16 protein-coding genes are annotated in these 16,097 nt (G+C 64.5%); 7 read left to right on the top strand and 9 right to left on the bottom strand.

Annotated features, from left to right (window positions below):
* Positions 1 to 131: 131 nt before the first annotated feature.
* Positions 132 to 974: a lytic transglycosylase domain-containing protein gene (locus ACWPWQ_RS15655; protein WP_247627183.1), complete on the bottom strand. Its 843-nt coding sequence runs from the start codon at positions 972 to 974 to the stop codon at positions 132 to 134.
* A gap of 358 nt (positions 975 to 1,332) precedes the next feature.
* On the opposite strand from ACWPWQ_RS15655, the gene ACWPWQ_RS15650 reads away from it, so the two are divergent.
* The 3 genes from ACWPWQ_RS15650 (at position 1,333) to ACWPWQ_RS15640 (ending at position 4,238) form a co-directional block, all read left to right on the top strand.
* On the top strand, positions 1,333 to 2,073 hold the full coding sequence (locus tag ACWPWQ_RS15650) for a glycosyltransferase (protein ID WP_319917068.1): 741 nt from the start codon (positions 1,333 to 1,335) through the stop codon (positions 2,071 to 2,073).
* A gap of 88 nt (positions 2,074 to 2,161) precedes the next feature.
* Complete coding sequence (locus tag ACWPWQ_RS15645; protein WP_319917069.1) at positions 2,162 to 2,560, top strand: lipid-A-disaccharide synthase N-terminal domain-containing protein; 399 nt, start codon at positions 2,162 to 2,164, stop codon at positions 2,558 to 2,560.
* Positions 2,550 to 4,238, top strand: coding sequence for an ArnT family glycosyltransferase (locus tag ACWPWQ_RS15640; protein ID WP_454010218.1), 1,689 nt, complete (start codon positions 2,550 to 2,552; stop codon positions 4,236 to 4,238). Before ACWPWQ_RS15645 ends, ACWPWQ_RS15640 begins: the two co-directional genes overlap by 11 nt.
* Before the next feature lie 54 nt (positions 4,239 to 4,292).
* Here ACWPWQ_RS15640 and ACWPWQ_RS15635 read toward each other — a convergent pair whose 3' ends face one another.
* Complete coding sequence (locus ACWPWQ_RS15635; protein ID WP_454010217.1) at positions 4,293 to 5,291, bottom strand: NAD-dependent epimerase; 999 nt, start codon at positions 5,289 to 5,291, stop codon at positions 4,293 to 4,295.
* Positions 5,288 to 6,649, bottom strand: coding sequence for a UDP-glucose dehydrogenase family protein (locus ACWPWQ_RS15630; protein WP_454010216.1), 1,362 nt, complete (start codon positions 6,647 to 6,649; stop codon positions 5,288 to 5,290). The genes ACWPWQ_RS15635 and ACWPWQ_RS15630 overlap by 4 nt, the downstream gene beginning before the upstream one ends.
* A gap of 313 nt (positions 6,650 to 6,962) precedes the next feature.
* On the opposite strand from ACWPWQ_RS15630, the gene ACWPWQ_RS15625 reads away from it, so the two are divergent.
* Positions 6,963 to 7,571 (top strand): YitT family protein, encoded by a 609-nt coding sequence (locus tag ACWPWQ_RS15625; protein WP_454010215.1) that lies wholly within the window; start codon positions 6,963 to 6,965, stop codon positions 7,569 to 7,571.
* Positions 7,572 to 7,727: 156 nt separating this feature from the next.
* Here ACWPWQ_RS15625 and ACWPWQ_RS15620 read toward each other — a convergent pair whose 3' ends face one another.
* From ACWPWQ_RS15620 to ACWPWQ_RS15610, 3 genes are read right to left on the bottom strand one after another with little or no spacing between them, the layout of a single operon-like run.
* The gene (locus ACWPWQ_RS15620) at positions 7,728 to 8,534 is read right to left on the bottom strand and encodes a heme ABC transporter ATP-binding protein (protein WP_454010214.1); all 807 of its coding nucleotides are present in this window, start codon (positions 8,532 to 8,534) and stop codon (positions 7,728 to 7,730) included.
* A gap of 15 nt (positions 8,535 to 8,549) precedes the next feature.
* On the bottom strand, positions 8,550 to 9,581 hold the full coding sequence (locus ACWPWQ_RS15615; protein WP_454010213.1) for a FecCD family ABC transporter permease: 1,032 nt from the start codon (positions 9,579 to 9,581) through the stop codon (positions 8,550 to 8,552).
* Positions 9,578 to 10,417, bottom strand: coding sequence for a heme/hemin ABC transporter substrate-binding protein (locus ACWPWQ_RS15610; RefSeq protein ID WP_265435972.1), 840 nt, complete (start codon positions 10,415 to 10,417; stop codon positions 9,578 to 9,580). Before ACWPWQ_RS15610 ends, ACWPWQ_RS15615 begins: the two co-directional genes overlap by 4 nt.
* Positions 10,418 to 10,585: 168 nt before the next feature.
* Here ACWPWQ_RS15610 and hutX point away from each other — a divergent pair, with 168 nt between their 5' ends.
* Complete coding sequence (gene hutX, locus ACWPWQ_RS15605) at positions 10,586 to 11,098, top strand: heme utilization cystosolic carrier protein HutX (protein ID WP_005329147.1); 513 nt, start codon at positions 10,586 to 10,588, stop codon at positions 11,096 to 11,098.
* A complete protein-coding gene (gene hutZ, locus ACWPWQ_RS15600; protein ID WP_005329149.1) occupies positions 11,095 to 11,652 on the top strand; it encodes a heme utilization protein HutZ in 558 nt (185 codons plus the stop codon). Before hutX ends, hutZ begins: the two co-directional genes overlap by 4 nt.
* A 70-nt stretch (positions 11,653 to 11,722) precedes the next feature.
* Here the strand turns inward: hutZ and ACWPWQ_RS15595 are convergent, their stop codons facing one another.
* Genes ACWPWQ_RS15595 through ACWPWQ_RS15585 form a run of 3 tightly spaced genes read right to left on the bottom strand, consistent with a single transcriptional unit; the run spans position 11,723 to position 13,721 of the window.
* Complete coding sequence (locus ACWPWQ_RS15595; protein ID WP_025328092.1) at positions 11,723 to 12,127, bottom strand: hypothetical protein; 405 nt, start codon at positions 12,125 to 12,127, stop codon at positions 11,723 to 11,725.
* A 39-nt stretch (positions 12,128 to 12,166) separates the two neighbouring features.
* The gene (locus ACWPWQ_RS15590) at positions 12,167 to 12,721 is read right to left on the bottom strand and encodes a cysteine hydrolase family protein (protein WP_139434982.1); all 555 of its coding nucleotides are present in this window, start codon (positions 12,719 to 12,721) and stop codon (positions 12,167 to 12,169) included.
* Positions 12,722 to 12,746: 25 nt separating this feature from the next.
* The gene (locus tag ACWPWQ_RS15585; RefSeq protein WP_454010212.1) at positions 12,747 to 13,721 is read right to left on the bottom strand and encodes a ChaN family lipoprotein; all 975 of its coding nucleotides are present in this window, start codon (positions 13,719 to 13,721) and stop codon (positions 12,747 to 12,749) included.
* A gap of 201 nt (positions 13,722 to 13,922) precedes the next feature.
* On the opposite strand from ACWPWQ_RS15585, the gene ACWPWQ_RS15580 reads away from it, so the two are divergent.
* The gene (locus ACWPWQ_RS15580; RefSeq protein WP_429109331.1) at positions 13,923 to 16,016 is read left to right on the top strand and encodes a TonB-dependent hemoglobin/transferrin/lactoferrin family receptor; all 2,094 of its coding nucleotides are present in this window, start codon (positions 13,923 to 13,925) and stop codon (positions 16,014 to 16,016) included.
* Positions 16,017 to 16,097: the final 81 nt, after the last annotated feature.

The following is a 16,097-nucleotide window of genomic DNA, read 5'->3' as shown; positions in this document are numbered from 1 at the left end:
AAAAGAGGCGGGCATCTGGCAGATGCCCGGTCAGGGTTTCGGGCCGAACTGGCTTAAGACTTCCTTAATTCTGGCTCGATAGGATTCATCAGCCGACCTTGAGAAGTCATGGGGGCAGCTTATGCCAGGGGTCAGCGGGGCTGCCTGGTGCTCTTGGCCGCGTCCTGCCCCGAGTAGTAGAGCACCCGCTGCACATACTCCTGGGTCTCCTGGTAGGGCGGTACGCCGCCATGGCGTATCACGGCCTGTTCACCGGCGTTGTAGGCGGCGCTGATCCTGACCCAGTCGGGGCCAAACTGCTTCTCAAGCCACTTCAGGTAGATCATGGCGCCGCGGATGTTCTGCTGGGCGTCGAAGGGGCGGGTCACGCCGAAGCGCACCTGGGTCTCGGGAATGAGCTGCATGACCCCTTGCGCCTGCTTGGGGGAGACGGCTGTGCTGTTGAGATTGGACTCGGCGATGGCGATGGCGAGCGCCAGCTGGGGGTCGACCTTGTGACGGTGGGCGGCCTGGCGGATCATGACGGCCAGCTTCTGTTTGGTGAGGGATTGGCGGGCCAGATAGCTATCCTGATCGAAGGGGGTACTGGGGCGAACCCAGGGAGCGCCTCCTCCACCCCCGCCGATGCCGCAGGTGCCCAAGGGGGCGTTGCCCACCCGCTCGTTGTAGTAGCGAGCCGCTTGCTGATTGCCAAGGCGCATGGCCATGGCGAGGTAGGCGTTGGCGTGGCGGGGGCTGCGGATCCCCTGGGGCCCGCGAGCCAGCAGGCGGCCGATGCGATAGTAGGCTTCCGGGTTGCCCAGGCTGGCCGCGGTGCAGTAGTGGGCTATGGCTCGCCGCGGGTTGCTCTGCTCCATGGCGGCGCCCTGGCGCAAGGCGCTCATGGCCTTGGGGGCCTGGCGAAAGGTGTCGGCATGGGAGGAGGTGGCAAGCAGCAGCAGGACTCCCCAGCCCCAGGTGCAGAGTCTCTGCATGATGGATACCTCGAATTAGTATCCGGAAGATATAGGCCCGATATGGGGGGGGCGCCAGCCAGGGGATGGAACATCTGGTTATGTGTCAGGCCATCAGAGATGAAAACGGTCTGGAACTTTTGGCAGAGTAAAAAAGGTGCTCCTGGTGAGTGTGATGGGGAGTCTGGGGTGTACGCGATCAATCCCTCTGCTTGCGGCACAACTCAAATTGATAGATTTATTATTTCTGGGGCAATAAACTGCCGGCCTTGCACTCTAACGTCTTGTATTTGCATGATGTTAGCGAGCTTGTCGATAAAATAGAAATGGGGGACGCAGTCGAACCGATTGCATCCTTCGTCATGATTGGGAAGCGCATATGGTTGATTCGATCGATGTCTCTGTCGTGGTGCCCGCCAAGGATGAGCGGGACAATCTGGCCCCCCTCATCGGCGAGATCGATGCCGCGCTGGCGGGGAAATACAGCTACGAGCTGATCTATGTGGACGATGGCAGCGAGGATGACAGCTATGCCCTGCTCTGCGGTCTGAAGGCGCAATTCCCCGCGCTGCGGGTGGTGCGTCATGCCAGGGCCGTCGGCCAGAGCATGGCGGTGCTGAGCGGCGTGCGCCAGGGGCGCGGCGACTGGCTGGTGGTGCTCGATGGCGATGGCCAGAACGATCCGGCCGACATTCCCGCCATGCTGGAGGAGGCAAGGCGCCGCTTCGCCTCGGACAAGAATCAAGTGGGGCTCATCGGTCACCGTGTCAATCGCCGGGATGACTGGGTGAAGCGCCTCTCGTCCAGGCTGGCCAACGGTTTTCGCGATCTGTTGCTGCGGGACGGCATCCCGGATACCGGCTGCGGTCTCAAGGTGGTGCGGCGCGACTGGTATCTGCGCCTGCCCGGTTTCAACCATATGCACCGTTACATCCCTGCCCTGATCCAGGCCCAGGGCGGGCGCATGTCCCCCTGGCCGGTCAACCACAGGCCACGGCAGGCGGGTGTCTCCAAGTACGGGGTCTGGAACCGGCTCTGGGTCGGGCTGGTGGACGTGGTCGGTGTCTGGTGGCTGCAGCGCCGATCCAAGGTGGTCGAAGTCAGGGAGATGCTGGAGTGATGGAGCCCCTGCTTTCGTTGCCGTCGATCTGGCTGGATAGGGATGAGCTTGCCCTGCATGTCGGCGGGTTGTACCCGGGAGTGCTGCGATGATCGATGCCCTGCTCTCCATGGAGCTGACCTGGTTCGACTGGACCGGCCTGCATGTCACCGGCTGGAAGCTCATCGGCTACACGGGGGCGCTGATGTTCGGCGGCCGCTGGCTGGTGCAGTTCCTGGCCTCCAAGCGGGCCGGCAAACCCGTCATCCCGCGCCTGTTCTGGTACATGAGCGTGCTCGGCAGCCTGATGACCCTCAGCTACTTCGTTTTCTCCCCCAAGCAGGACTCCGTCGGCGTGCTGCAGAATCTCTTCCCCACCTTCACCGCCCTCTACAGCCTCTACCTGGATATCCAGCACAGGGGCTGGAAGCGGGACAAGCTCGTCGAGGACAACGAGATCCGCCATAGCAAGGCCGTCGATGACAACGAGATCCACCATGGTAAATGACCGCTTCCTGCTCAATCAGGCCTCCCTCGGCTGGCTGCTGCTGATCGCCCTGATAGTGCTGGGGGCTGGTCTCGGCCTGCGGGATCCCTGGCCCGCCGACGAGCCGCGCTTCGCCCTGGTCGCCAAGGAGATGGTGGAGAGCGGGCAGTGGCTCTTCCCCATGCGCGGCGGTGAGATCTACCCGGACAAGCCCCCCCTGTTTATGTGGGGCATCGCCCTTGGCTATCTGCTGACCGGCTCCATCAAGGTGGCGTTTCTGCTGCCCTCCCTGCTGGCGGGCCTGCTGACCATAGCGCTGGTGTGGGATCTGGGTCGCAGGCTGTGGAGCGCACAAGTCGGCTTTATGGCCGGGCTGCTGCTGCTGTTTACCGTCCAGTTCACCCTGCAGGCCAAGACGGCCCAGATAGACGCTCTGGTGACCTGCTTCATCACGCTGGGGGTCTACGGTTTCGTGCGCTTCCTGCTCTGCGGGGGAGGCTGGCGCTGGTACTGGCTCGGCTGGTTTGCCGCCGGGCTCGGCATCATCACCAAGGGGGTGGGGCTGCTGGCCCTGCTGATCCTGATCCCGGCAATCTGGACCCACTGGAAGCAGATCCGCGTCGCTTCCCGTGTCGACTGGTTGAAGGCGCTGGCGGGGCCGCTGTTCATGCTGCTGGCCATCGGGCTGTGGCTGGTGCCCATGCTGACGGCGGTGGCCCAGAGCGGGGATCCTGTACTGCAGGCCTACAGAGACAACATACTGCTGCGCCAGACGGTGACCCGCTATGCGAATGCCTGGCATCACGTCAAACCCTTCTGGTACTACCTCAGCTCGGTGATCCCGCCGTTCTGGCTGCCCCTCTCCCTGCTGCTGCCCTGGCTGGTGGTGGCGTGGCGCAAGGCCATCCAGGGGCAGGACAAGCGCGTCATATTGCTGCTCGGTTATCTGGTGCTGGTGGTGCTCTTCTTCTCCCTGTCGCCGGGCAAGCGCGGCGTCTATGTCACGCCGGGCACCCCGGCCCTGGCACTGCTGACCGCCCCCTACATAGGTTCACTGCTGGCGCGGGTCTGGCCCGGCCGCCTGCTGGGCGGGCTCGGCTGGTTGCTGGGGATCATCTGCGTAGGCGGCGCGGGGGCGCTGGCCGTCAGCGACAAGCTGGCGAGCCGGCTGGGGGAGCTGGGACCGGCCCCCTGGCTGCCCCTGCTGGTGCTGGGGGCGGCGCTGCTGCTGGTCAATGTGCTGCTGCGCCGGGCGCCGCTCAGCGCCATACTCTGTTCGCTGGCGGTGGGGTGGCTGCTCTACTCCTGCTGGATCTGCGTGCGCCTCAACGACATGCGCACGCCGCAGGGGGTGATGGCGCGGGCACAGCAGGAGGTGCCCGCGGGGGATGAACTGCTGCTGGCCGGTTTCAAGGAGCAGCACCTGCTGTTCGCCCGGCAGCCCGTGCAACATTACCCCTACCTGCTGGGGGACGGGGAGCAGGCTCGCGAGGCGGCGGCCTGGGTGGCGGCCGGGCCCGGGCGCCATGTGCTGGGCAGCGCGGATCTGATGGTGCTCTGTTTCGAGCCCGAGAAGATGGAAAACCTCGGCAACCGCCATCGCACCGACTGGCTGCTGGCAGGCGCTGAGGCCCTCAAGCCCGCATGTCAGGGGCTGACCCCCAGGCTCGAACCCTTCCGCTATACCCCTGGCCCCTGAGGCCCCAGCAAGAGGGGCTGCCACTGCAGCCCCTCTTCATTTCAGGCGTTCGGGTCAGACCCCGTAGTAGGCCCTGTACCAGTCGACGAAACTCGCCACCCCTTCTCTGAGGCCCACGCGGGGTCGATAGCCGGTGGCATCGAACAGGGATTCGGTATCGGCCCAGGTCGCCTGCACGTCCCCGGCCTGCATGGGCAGCAGGTTGCGGATCGCCCGCTTGCCGAGCGCCGCCTCTATGGCCTCCACGAAATCCATGAGTCGCACCGGGCTGCCATGGCCGATGTTGAAGAGGCGGTAGGGGGCCGGGCTGGCGTCGGCCGCCCCCTGCCAGTCCGGGTCACCCTGCGGGGGCCTGTCCGCTACCCGCACTATCCCCTCCACTATGTCGTCTATGTGGGTGAAGTCCCGACTGAGCTGGCCCTGGTTGTAGATGTCGATGGGCTCGCCGTTCAGGATGGCGCGCACGAACTTGAACAGCGCCATGTCGGGGCGACCCCAGGGGCCGTAGACGGTGAAGAAGCGCAGGCCCGTGGTGGGCAGCCCATAGAGGTGGGAGTAGGAGTGGGCCATCAGCTCGTTCGCCTTCTTGCTCGCGGCATAGAGGGAGACGGGGTGATCCACCCCGTCCGAGGTCTTGAACGGCATCTGCTCGTTGAGGCCATACACCGAGCTGGAGGAGGCGTAGACCAGGTGCTGTACCCCGTGATGGCGGCACCCCTCGAGGACGGTGAGGGTGCCGTTGAGATTGCTGTCGGCGTACGCAAAGGGGTTGTCCAGCGAATAGCGCACCCCGGCCTGGGCCCCCAGGTGGATCACCCGATCGAACCGCTCGCGGGCAAAGAGCGCCGCCATAGCGGCGCGATCGGCGAGATCACCGCGCTCGAAGCGAAAAGCGGGCAGTGGCAGCAGCAGTGCCAGCCGCGCCTCCTTCAGGCTCACCTCGTAGTAGTCGTTGAGGTTGTCCAGGCCAACCACCTGATGGCCGTCGCGGCAGAGCCTCTGCGCCACATGAAAGCCGATGAAGCCGGCGGCGCCGGTGACCAGATATTTCATGGCCGTTGCTCCTCGCATAGCCCGGCGGTCAGGCTGTCGCCCCGGCCTATGGCGTAGTAGATGAAGCCGCGCTGGCGCAGGCGGGCCGGATCATAGAGGTTGCGGCCGTCGATGATGAGGGCCTGCTTCAGGGTTTGGCGCAGCAGCTCGAAGTCCGGGGCGCGGAACTGCTGCCATTCGGTGCAGATGAGCAGGGCGTCGGCCCCCTTGAGGGCGGCCTCCTGGGTGCCGCACAGGGTCAGATCGTCCCGCAGGCCGTAGAGGCGCTGGGCCTCGCTCATGGCCTCGGGATCGAACGCCTGCACCTTGCCGCCGGCGGCCCAGATGGCCTCCATCAGCACCCGGCTCGGGGCTTCACGCATGTCGTCGGTGTTGGGCTTGAAGGCCAGGCCCCAGAGGGCGAAGGTCCGCCCCCTGAGATCGGCACCGAAGTGCTGCTGCAGGCGCGCCATGAGCTTGTGCTTCTGGCCGTCGTTGACCCGCTCCACCGCATGGAGCAAAGGGGCATCGCAGCCAATCTGGCCGGCGGTGTGGATCAGCGCCTTGACGTCTTTCGGGAAACAGGAGCCGCCGTAGCCGCAGCCGGGATAGATGAAGTGATGGCCGATGCGCGGATCGGCGCCTATGCCCTTGCGCACTGCTTCGATGTCGGCCCCGAGCCTCTCCGCCAGGGTGGCCATCTCGTTCATGAAGGAGATCTTGGTGGCCAGCATGGCGTTGGCGGCGTACTTGGTCAGCTCGGCGCTGCGGGCGTCCATCTGGATGATGCGATCCCGGTTGCGGTTGAAGGGGGCATAGAGCTCTTCGAGCAGGGAGAGGGCGTGGGCCGAGTCTGTGCCTATGATGATGCGATCAGGTCGCAGGCAGTCGGCCACCGCGGCCCCCTCCTTGAGAAACTCCGGGTTGGAGACCACCTCGAGGGGCAAGTCGACCCCGCGATCGCGCAGGATGGCGGCGATATGACGGTGCACCCGGTTGGCTGTGCCGACCGGCACCGTGCTCTTGTTGACCACCACCTTGCCGCCTTGCATCAGCCGCCCTATGGTGTCGGCCACCGCCAGCACGTGCTGCAGATCGGCCGAGCCGTCTTCATCGGGCGGGGTGCCGACCGCGATGAAGATGAGCTCGGCGAACGCCACCCCCTCGGCCACGTCCGTGGTGAAGTGCAGGCGACCGGCCTGATGATTGGCCTGCACCAGGGGGGCGAGACCGGGCTCGAAGATGGGGATCATCCCCTCTTTGAGGCGCTCGACCTTGGCGGCGTCCACGTCCACACAGGTTACCCTGTGACCCATCTCGGCAAGCACGGCGGCTTGAACCAGCCCCACATAACCTATCCCGAATACGCTGACTCTCATCTGCTGTCGCTCCGCAGCCTGTGGCAAGGGGGTCATTTTAGAACGATTCCCGCCTGCTGGCAGCGAGATAGCCCGGGTTTTTCAGACGCGCTTCAGGCTGGCTTCAGCCTGGGAGGGGAAGGGCGTGACATATTTTGGTGCAAGGGTTGTAACGCGGCGCTGACGCGCACCATTTCGGCGCATGCGATCCCGTACTTGTGATCCGGGTCACTCAAAACGGACACTGTGACCATAACGAAGTCCCGACTCACGGGGCTCGCGCCCCTCATCGGGTCTCAGACACTCTTCTCACTTCGCTACTGGACATAAGGTTATGGACAACACCCCCCGCTCGGCCCATCCGCTCTATGAGGATGTGCTCGCCCTGCTGACTGCGGCAGGCTTTGTATCCCTCGGCATCTTCCTGTTTCATCAGGTCGGTCTGCTCACCGGCGGTACCGCCGGGCTGGCACTGCTGCTGCAGCAGGTGACCGGCCTGAGCTTCGGCCTGCTGTTCTTCACCATGAACCTGCCGTTCTACGCCCTGGCCTGGCTCAGGATGGGGCCGCGCTTCACCCTCAACACCTTCGCCGCCGTGGCCACCGTCGCCTTCATGACGGATCACCTCAACGCCGTGCTGCAGATAGGCAAGATAGAGCCCGTCTATGCGGCCCTGATCGGCGGCACCCTGATCGGCATGGGGCTGCTCATCATGTTCCGCCACAAGGCGAGCCTGGGGGGCTTCAATATCCTGGCGCTGTTTATTCAGGACAAGTTCGGCATCCGCGCTGGAAAGCTGCAAATGGGGCTGGATTGCGCCATCGTCATCGCCTCCTTCTTCGTGGTCTCCCCCTGGCTGCTGGCGCTCTCCGTGGTCGCGGCCATCATCTGTAACCTGGTGTTGACACTCAATCACAAGCCGGGCCGCTACCAGATCGCCTGAGCCTCCCTCCACTTTGCAAACCAAAGAGCGCCTGATGGCGCTCTTTTGCTATTCGGGATCCTGACTTGATCCACACCACCATGGGTTGCCTTGTGTCGGGGTGATGGATGGAGCCGGACGGGATAATCGCGGGAAGGGAGGGCGATGCGCTCGTTATCACACCACCATGGGCTGTCCCGTCTCAGGGTGATGGAGCACCTGGGCGGGGTAGTCGTAGAGGCGGGCGATCAGTTCGGGGGTCAGCACCTCTGTCGGGGAGCCGTCCGCCATCAGCCTGCCCTGCTCCAGCATCACCAGCCGGTCGGCGTAGCGCGCCGCCAGGTTGAGGTCGTGCAGCACCACCAGCACGGCGGTATTGCGGGCGGCCAGGGCGCGGGCCATGGTGAGCAGCTGATGCTGGTACTTGAGATCGAGGGCCGAGGTGGGCTCGTCGAGCAGCAGCAGTCGCGGCTGCTCGGGATCGGGCAGCCGTTCCGGTGACGGCTCCTGCCAGATCTGGGCCAGTACCCGGGCGAACTGCACCCGCTGGCGCTCTCCGCCGGAGAGGCCGGGGTAGAGGCGGCCGGCCAGGTGCTCGACGCCGGCATGGGTCATGGCGGCCCGCACTATCTGGTCGCGGCGGCTGACGGGTTCGCTGTGGGGCAGTCGCCCCATGGCCACCACCTCCTCGCACAGGAAGGGGAAGCTCAGGGACGAGCTCTGGGGCAGCACCCCGACTCTGTGGGCCAGGGCATCGCCGGCCCACTCTTGCCGCTTGCGACCGAACAGGGAGATGCTGCCGTCATAGGCCAGCTCGCCGGTCAGGCACTTGAGCAGCGAGCTCTTGCCCGCCCCGTTCGGGCCGAGCAGGGCGGTCAGGCTGCCCCCATGCAGGTCGAGATCCAGGTTGTCCAGGATGAGGCGATTGCCCCGGGTGAGGTTGAGACCGCGGCAGGCGAGCAGGGGGGAGGGGGATCCAGGCAAGGTGGCGTTCTCCTGTTACAGCGTCTGGCGACTCTTGACCAAGAGCCAGATGAAGAAAGGGGCACCCAGCAGGGCGGTGATGATGCCCACCGGCATCTCGGCCGGTGCCAGCAGGGTGCGGGCCAGCATGTCGGCCCCCAGCAGCAGGGCGGCACCGAGCAGGGCGCTGAGCGGCAGCAGCCTGACGTGATTGGGCCCGGCCAGCAGCCGCACCAGGTGCGGCACCACCAGGCCGACGAAGCCGATCATGCCGGCCACCGCCACCGCCACGCCGACCCCGGCGGCAGTGAGCAGGATGAGGCGCCGCTTGAGGCATTGCACATTGACCCCCAGATGACGGGCCTCACCTTCCCCCAGCAGCAGGGCGTTGAGGGGGTTGGCATCGCGCATGAAGAGCCACAGCAGGGCGACCAGGGTCAGCAGAGCCAGCCCCACATCCACCGGCTTGCCGGCGGCCAGGGAGCCCATCTGCCACAGGCTCAGGTTACGCAGCATCTGATCGTCAGCGAGGTAGGTGAGGAGCCCGATCACGGCCCCTGACAGCGCCGTGATGGCAACGCCCGCCAGCAGCATGACGGTGACCGAGGTGCCCCCCTCACGGGTGCCCAGCAAGTAGACAAGGGTGGTGGTGAGCGCCCCGCCGAGGAAGGCGAGCAGGGGCAGCAGACCGAGGCCGAGCAGGCTCTGCAACTGCTGGCCGAGGGGGGCCAGCAGCACTATGGCCAGGGCGGCCCCGAGCGCCGCACCACCGGAGACCCCTATGATGCCGGGGTCGGCCAGGGGGTTGCGAAACAGCCCCTGCATCACGGCGCCGCAGAGGCCGAGAATGCCCCCCACGGCGATGCACAGCAGGGTGCGTGGCAGGCGGATCTCCTGCACTATCAGCAGCTTGTGTGCTTCTATCCCGCTCTCTTTGCCGGCAAACAGGGCCTGCAGACTCTCGCCGAAGGAGAGCGACATGGGGCCGGTGGCGAGGGAGCCGACCAGCAGCAGGGCGAGCGTGCAGCCGGTGAGCGCGAGCAGCCAGGGCAGCGGCAGGCGCATCATGAACCCTGCTTGATCCACTGGGCTATCTGGTTGGCCTGCTGCAAGGATCTCAGGCTGAGCCCCCCCTGCAGGGCGTGACCGTCGATGGCGTGGATGGCCCTGTTCTTGCCTGCCGGCGTGGCGGCCAGGGCCGGCACCTGGGCCAGCACGCTGTCGACGCTCTGGTATTGCTGCCAGTCACGACCGCTCACCAGCACCAGATCCGGCTGCAGTTCGATCAGGGATTCGGTGGAGACGGGCTTGTAGTCGTGCAAGCGGGCGACCGGGTTGACGCCGCCAGCCAGGGTCACCAGGGCGCTGGCGGTGGTATTGCCGCCGGCGATGCTGGTGGGCTGGCCCTTGTGCAGCAGCAGGAAGGCGACCCTGAGGGGTTTGTTCTGTTTCGCCTGGGCCGCCAGCTTGTCGCTCTGGACGGCGATCTCGGCCTTCAGCCTGGTGCCGGCGGCCTGATTGCCCAGCAAGCCGGCCAGGGCGTCGATCCGCTCGTTGAGGTTGGCCAGGGTGGGCGCCGTCGGCAGCACTGTCACCTCGACGCCGGCCCGGCGCAGCTGGTCCAAGGCCGGGGGCGGCCCCATCTCGTCGCTGCCGACCAGTCGGGTCGGAGCCAGGCTCAATATCCCTTCGGCAGCCAGGGCGCGGTGGTAGCCGACTCTTGGCAGCCCCTTGGGTTCAGGGCTGCTGACGTCGGTGGCAATCAGGCTCTGCTCGCCCCCCAGGGCCATTATGAGCTCTGTGGTGGCTGGGCCTATGCTGACGATACGTTCCTGCGCGACAGCAGGCAGGGAAAGGGCTGAACAGCCGAGCAGGCTGAGTGCGAGGGCAAAACGACGGCCCATGCGAACCTCCGAAGGGTGTATGAGAGTGGGATTGCCGCCGAGAATATCAAGCTCGTGAAAAAAATGCACTGATAATGAAAGCGATTATCAATTGCGTTAAGAGGGCTGCTTTATTACAGTATCCGCCGCGAGACCGAGTACCATCGCCAGATCATCCAGGGAGAACCGATGAGCATTGCACAACGCATTCATGCGCTGCTGGAACAAGATCCCAGCGCCCATCCTTCCAGCATCGCCACCGAGCTGGCCGTCAGCGAGTGGGAGGTGGTGCGCCACCTGCCCGCCGAGCTGATGACGCTGGTGCCGAGCGATCAGGCCGAAGCCCTGCTGGCGGATCTGGCCAGTTGGGGTCAGGTGACCACCATTGTGGAGTCCGACGGCTCCATCTTCGAGGTGAAGGCCCCCTTCCCCAAGGGCAAGACGGCCCGTGGCTACTACAACCTGATGGGTCGGGACGGCGAGATGCATGGCCACCTCAAGCTCGACAACGTGGTCGGCATTGCCCTGGTCAGCAAGCTGTTCATGGGCAAGGAGGGGCACTCCTTCCAGTTCTTCGGCCACAGCGGTCGCTGCATTTTCAAGATCTACCTGGGCCGTGACGAGCAGCGTCAGCTGCTGCCTGACCAGGTGGAGCGTTTCAAGGCCCTGCGCCACCAGTATCAAGAGGAAGTGAAAGCATGAGTGAACGTCAGGAGCGTCTGCAGAACCGTCTGCAACCGGAGATCCGCGAATTTCGTGACGGTTGCCGCACCCTGCAGCTCGCGACCGTGGATGGCGAAGGCAACCCCAATGCCAGCTACGCCCCCTTCGTGCTGCAGGAAGATGGCTACTATGTGCTGATCTCCGAGATAGCCCGTCATGCCCGCAACCTGCAACAGGTTCCCAAGGTCTCCCTGATGCTGATCGAGGACGAGACCGGCGCCCGCGAACTGTTCGCCCGCAAGCGACTCACCTTTGACGCCGTGGCCGAGGTGGTGGCACGGGATGACGAGCGCTGGGGCAAGGCGATAGCGGCGCTGGAGGGGCGTTTCGGCGACATCGTCAAAGGGCTCTCCAACCTCAAGGACTTCGTGCTGTTTCGCCTCAAGCCCGAGCAGGGACTGTTCGTCAAGGGCTTCGGCCAGGCGTTCCGGGTCTCGGGTGACGAGCTGGTGGACTTCGTCCATCTGGTGGAAGGGCACAAGCGCGTCGACAACGGCGCCGAGTTGACCAGCGAGACGGACGCACCTGTCTGAGGCGCGGGGTCATGAGATGAAAAACGGGCAGCCTGGGCTGCCCGTTTTGTTACCTGTCCCCCAATCGGGATCACTCCTGCCAGGAGGCCTTGTTGGGGAAGGCGTCGCGATCGGCCTGGGTGGCGGTCTCGTTGCACTCCCCCCGGATCTTCCAGGAGGTCTGGCTGAGGACTATGTAGCCGGTGCGGCAATAGTTGCGTGCCGCCAGCGTCTCGGTCAGTTGCTCGTCCTGCAGGGCCTCGCGGCGCTCCAGCAGGCTCTTGCTGTTGCGGCTCAGCCGGCTGTCATCCTCCTGCAACCGACTCGGCAGGACGTCGAGGGGCGCGGCTTCGAAGGTGAAGCGCTTGCTTCCCTCTTCGTTGATGTTGGTATGAAACAGGGGGGCCGGGCCGTCGGGCGTGGTGCCCGGCATTCCGGAGCAGGCCGTGATCGCCGGTAACAACAGCACAAGGGCAACGGCAGAGAATAGACGCACGCAAGACTCCAATCAGGTGATCACTTCAAGGCAGGCAGATTAGCACGCCAGCGCGGGTTGAGCCGCCTCGAGCAGCTGATCCGTGGTGAGCAGGGTTATGCGTCTGCCCTCGGGCAGGTCCAGACGCTGCCACATCCAGTTGTGGTGCTCGATGATCTGCTCGGCGCTCAGGTGGGGACGATCGGCTGTGGTGTGACCATCCTGCAACACCAGCACCTCAAAGCCATGGGCCGCGGCGCTGCGTACCGTGGTATCGACGCAAAAATCGGTGTTGCTGCCACAGAGGATCAGCCGGTCGACGGACTGCTCGGCCAACAGGAAGGCCAGCTCGGTCTCGAGGAAGCTGTCGCACGCCGTCTTGCGTACCCGGCTATCCCCCTTGGCGGGTTGCAGGGCCGGGTGCAGTTGCCAGCCCGGGGTACCGGGCTCCAGCTCGCCCCCTGGCAGCTCGTCATGCTGGATGTAGATGACCCGGCCATGATGCTGTCTGACATGGGCCGCGGCCCGGTTGATGTTGGCCAGTACCTGTGGCTGTTGGTGATGGGTCGCTTTCATGACCCCTTGCTGCACATCGATGATCAGTAACACGTCCATATTTTACCCGCCGTATCCTGGAAGATTAGGGTTGCAGCCACTGGCTGCAGTCACGGCTGCGGGATTGATGCAGCGCGCCCATATCTTGCTTCATTTCCGCTGCATTTAGCCAGCGTTCCGGCAGGGGGGCTATGTGCACCCGCACGTCGGCACTCCGTCCGGGGGCGGCCTTGCCATCCTGGGAGCCAGTCTCAGGCACCACCAGGGCGACTCTCAGCGCCGGATTGCGGCTGGCGATGCGGCTCGCAATACCCAGCCCCCCCTCCACGTGGAAGTTGCCGGCGATGTGCATGATGCGCCGGCCGGGATGCTGCTCGAGATAATCGACCATGCTCTCGGCCATGGTGTCGTCCCAGCTGGTCTGGGCGGCGAAGCGGCGGGCATTGCCGTCCGCATCCCCATGATGCATGGAGGCCATGAACTTCTGGCGATAGGGATCCTCCCCCAGGGTGAGCTCGCGGGCGAGCTGGCTGCGGCGGCTGGCAGGCAGCTTGTCGAGCCACTCGGGGCCTTCCTGACCGACACAGCTCACCAGCGGCTTGGGGGCATTGGCGGCGATCACCGTCAGCTGCTGCGCCTTGGCAAATTCCACCAGGGGGCGGTAGTCGCTCGGGTAGTTGGGCCAGGCATGGCCCTCGCGGATCAGCGTGGATTCGCCGATGCGCCCGGCCAGGTAGGCATCCAGCACCGGTTGATCGGCGCGGGTGAACTGCTCCATGGAGAGCACCAGGGCCCGGCCATCGACGCGCGACATGCCGGCAAGCTGTGCCAGCAGGTTTGCCTGCAACAGGTGCACGGCCGGGTGGCTGTGAAGCTCGCCCACCAGCACTATGTCGGCATCCCTGACCTTGTCCACCGCCTGGGCGAGGCTGAGGGGCCTGTCGTCCGTCCCCTCGCCAAGCTGGTAGTGATAGAGGGTCTGGGGAGGCTGGCTCTGCGGCGGGGTGGCACAGGCGCCCAGCAGCAGGGGCAGGGCGAGCAGGGGGAGTCGTCGAGTCATGGCATCTCACTCACAAAGGCAGAGATTGGCAAAGGTACAGCACCATACGATGGCAGCATGGCGAGCAGGAAAAAAGAGGCGCTAGTGTAAAACCGTTCAGAAGTAAAAGAAAATGAGAATGATTCACTTTATTATTGATCTTTGTCGCGAGCTGGGTAAGATGCCGTTCGGTTGATAATGATTCTCAATAAGGACTTTGCAGTGGCGCACAACAACACCCCCTCTCTGATTGCCCTCGCCGTGGCGGCCGGGCTGGTATCCCCTGCTTTCGCCGCAGACAAGAAAACGGATGAAGTCATGGTCGTCAGCGGCTCCCGCATGGAGCAGAAGCTGGAAGACGTCTCCGGCCCCATCGCCGTCATCACCTCGGAGCAGATCGAAGAGCAGGTCGTCAGCAATGTCGCCGATCTGTTCCGTTATGAGCCGGGCGTGAGCGTGCAGGGCGGGGCGGGGGATGCCCAGACCTTCACCATTCGCGGCATGAGCGAGAACCGGGTCAAGGTGGTGCAGGACGGGGTGCGCCAGAACGACGCCTACAAGAATGGCGGTGTGGGCCAGACCTACTTCGACACCGACATGATCAAGCAGGTGGAAGTGGCCAAGGGGCCGGCGTCTGCAGCCTACGGCTCCGATGCCCTGGGGGGCGTCATCGCCATCACCACCAAGGATGCCGGCGACTTCCTCAAGGGGAAGGACAGCTACCTGGACGCGACCACCGGCTATGCCTCCAGCAGCCACCAGAAGATGGCCGGCATCACGGGGGCGCTGCGCACCGGCGAGTTCGAGAACCTGTTGCGCTACACCTGGCGCGACGGCGGGGTGACCCAGAACTACGACAGCGACAAGGACGAGTTCGACATCGTCAGCCAGGCGGTGCTGCTCAAGAGCAAGTGGAACCTCTCCGATGATCAGTTCCTGAAGCTGACGGTCGACTACTTCACCGAGGGGCAGGATCCGGATGCCATCGATCTGACCAAGGCGGGCTCCGTCTTCAATCAGCCGATCACCGATAAAGACACCGACAACCTCTCCCTGGTGCTGGATCACGGCCTGGCCCTGAACGCCCCTTGGGCGGATCGGGTGGACAGCAAGATTTACTACACCCGCACCAAGCAGACTCTGGATCAGTACGCCTCCTCCAAGTATCCGGTCAACCCGCGCAACCCCTATGTGACCAAGAACTCCCTGGATCACAACGGCTTCGAGCAGGAGAGTCTGGGGGCCCAGGTGAAGTTCAGCAAGGCGCTGGAGAGCCAGCGCCTTGCCTGGGGTGTCGAGTATGAGCACACCGACAACGAGCGTACCCGTTTCAAGGCGCCGACCGTACCGGGCGACTTCGTCGGTTACAGCGAGCTGAGCTTCCCATCCACCACCAGCGAGCGCAGCGCGCTCTGGGCCTTCGACGAGATCAAGTTTGGCGAGCGCTGGGTGCTGACCCCGGGTGCCCGTTACGACTACTACAAGATGACCCCGGATGAGGATCCCGCCTACACCGGCGAGAACATGCAGAAGATCTCCGAAGGGGAGTTCTCTCCCAAGCTGGGGCTGGTGTTCAAGGCACACGAGGCGGCCAACCTGTTCGCCCAGTACAGCCACGGCTTCAAGGTGCCCATGTATGACAACGCCTTCTCCACCCTGAACCACCAGGCCTACGGCTATCGCATCGAGCCGAACCCTAACCTCAAGCCCGAGAGCAGCGACGGCATCGATCTCGGGGTGCGCGGCAGCAGCGGCGGCTTCAGCTACGAGGTGGCGACTTTCTACAACCAGTTTGACGACTTCATCGAGCTGACCGCCGTGGGGACAGAAGGGCGCACCGCCATCTATCAGTACCAGAACCTGGACAAGGCGACCACCAAGGGGGCCGAGGTCAAGGCGGACTACTGGCTGAATGAGCTGGTGAACGTCTGGGGCAACCTGGCCTACATCGAGGGCAAGGACGGCGACGGCAACTACATCAACAGCCTGAGCCCGTTCAACGGCAGCCTTGGGGTGCGTCTGGAGCAGCCGAACTGGAACATCAACACCGCCCTGCGCTTCGCCGACGACATGGACAAGGTGGGCAAGGACGCCAGAGGCAACGACAACATCAAGAGTGCCGGCTGGGGCGTGGTGGATATCTACGCCCAGTTCAAGCCGATGCAGGATCTGCAGCTCAACGTCGGCGTCTTCAACCTGTTTGACAAGGAGTACGTGAGCTACGAGAGCATCACGGGCCTTGCGGCGAGCTCAGACACCAGCAACCAGACCGAGCCGGGTCGCAACCTGAGCGCAAGGGTCAAGTACGTGTTCTGATACTTGCCAGTGACGATGATGATGAAGGGGCCCTTGGGCCCCTTCTCTGCGTCTGGCGGCCCAAATCGGCCCCAAAAAGAA

The organism is Aeromonas sp. Marseille-Q7275, assembly GCF_965119515.1.
This window is presented reverse-complemented; position numbering and strand designations above follow the sequence as displayed.

Bases quoted from the DNA above. Each gene is read 5' to 3' on its own strand.
- ACWPWQ_RS15630 (WP_454010216.1), bottom strand. From the start codon at position 6,649: ATGAGAGTCAGCGTATTCGGGATAGGTTATGTGGGGCTGGTTCAAGCC.
- ACWPWQ_RS15625 (WP_454010215.1), top strand. From the start codon at position 6,963: ATGGACAACACCCCCCGCTCGGCCCATCCGCTCTATGAGGATGTGCTC.
- ACWPWQ_RS15635 (WP_454010217.1), bottom strand. From the start codon at position 5,291: ATGAAATATCTGGTCACCGGCGCCGCCGGCTTCATCGGCTTTCATGTG.
- hutZ (WP_005329149.1), top strand. From the start codon at position 11,095: ATGAGTGAACGTCAGGAGCGTCTGCAGAACCGTCTGCAACCGGAGATC.
- ACWPWQ_RS15655 (WP_247627183.1), bottom strand. From the start codon at position 974: ATGCAGAGACTCTGCACCTGGGGCTGGGGAGTCCTGCTGCTGCTTGCC.
- hutX (WP_005329147.1), top strand. From the start codon at position 10,586: ATGAGCATTGCACAACGCATTCATGCGCTGCTGGAACAAGATCCCAGC.
- ACWPWQ_RS15585 (WP_454010212.1), bottom strand. From the start codon at position 13,721: ATGACTCGACGACTCCCCCTGCTCGCCCTGCCCCTGCTGCTGGGCGCC.
- ACWPWQ_RS15645 (WP_319917069.1), top strand. From the start codon at position 2,162: ATGATCGATGCCCTGCTCTCCATGGAGCTGACCTGGTTCGACTGGACC.
- ACWPWQ_RS15640 (WP_454010218.1), top strand. From the start codon at position 2,550: ATGGTAAATGACCGCTTCCTGCTCAATCAGGCCTCCCTCGGCTGGCTG.
- ACWPWQ_RS15610 (WP_265435972.1), bottom strand. From the start codon at position 10,417: ATGGGCCGTCGTTTTGCCCTCGCACTCAGCCTGCTCGGCTGTTCAGCC.
- ACWPWQ_RS15615 (WP_454010213.1), bottom strand. From the start codon at position 9,581: ATGATGCGCCTGCCGCTGCCCTGGCTGCTCGCGCTCACCGGCTGCACG.
- ACWPWQ_RS15650 (WP_319917068.1), top strand. From the start codon at position 1,333: ATGGTTGATTCGATCGATGTCTCTGTCGTGGTGCCCGCCAAGGATGAG.
- ACWPWQ_RS15590 (WP_139434982.1), bottom strand. From the start codon at position 12,721: ATGGACGTGTTACTGATCATCGATGTGCAGCAAGGGGTCATGAAAGCG.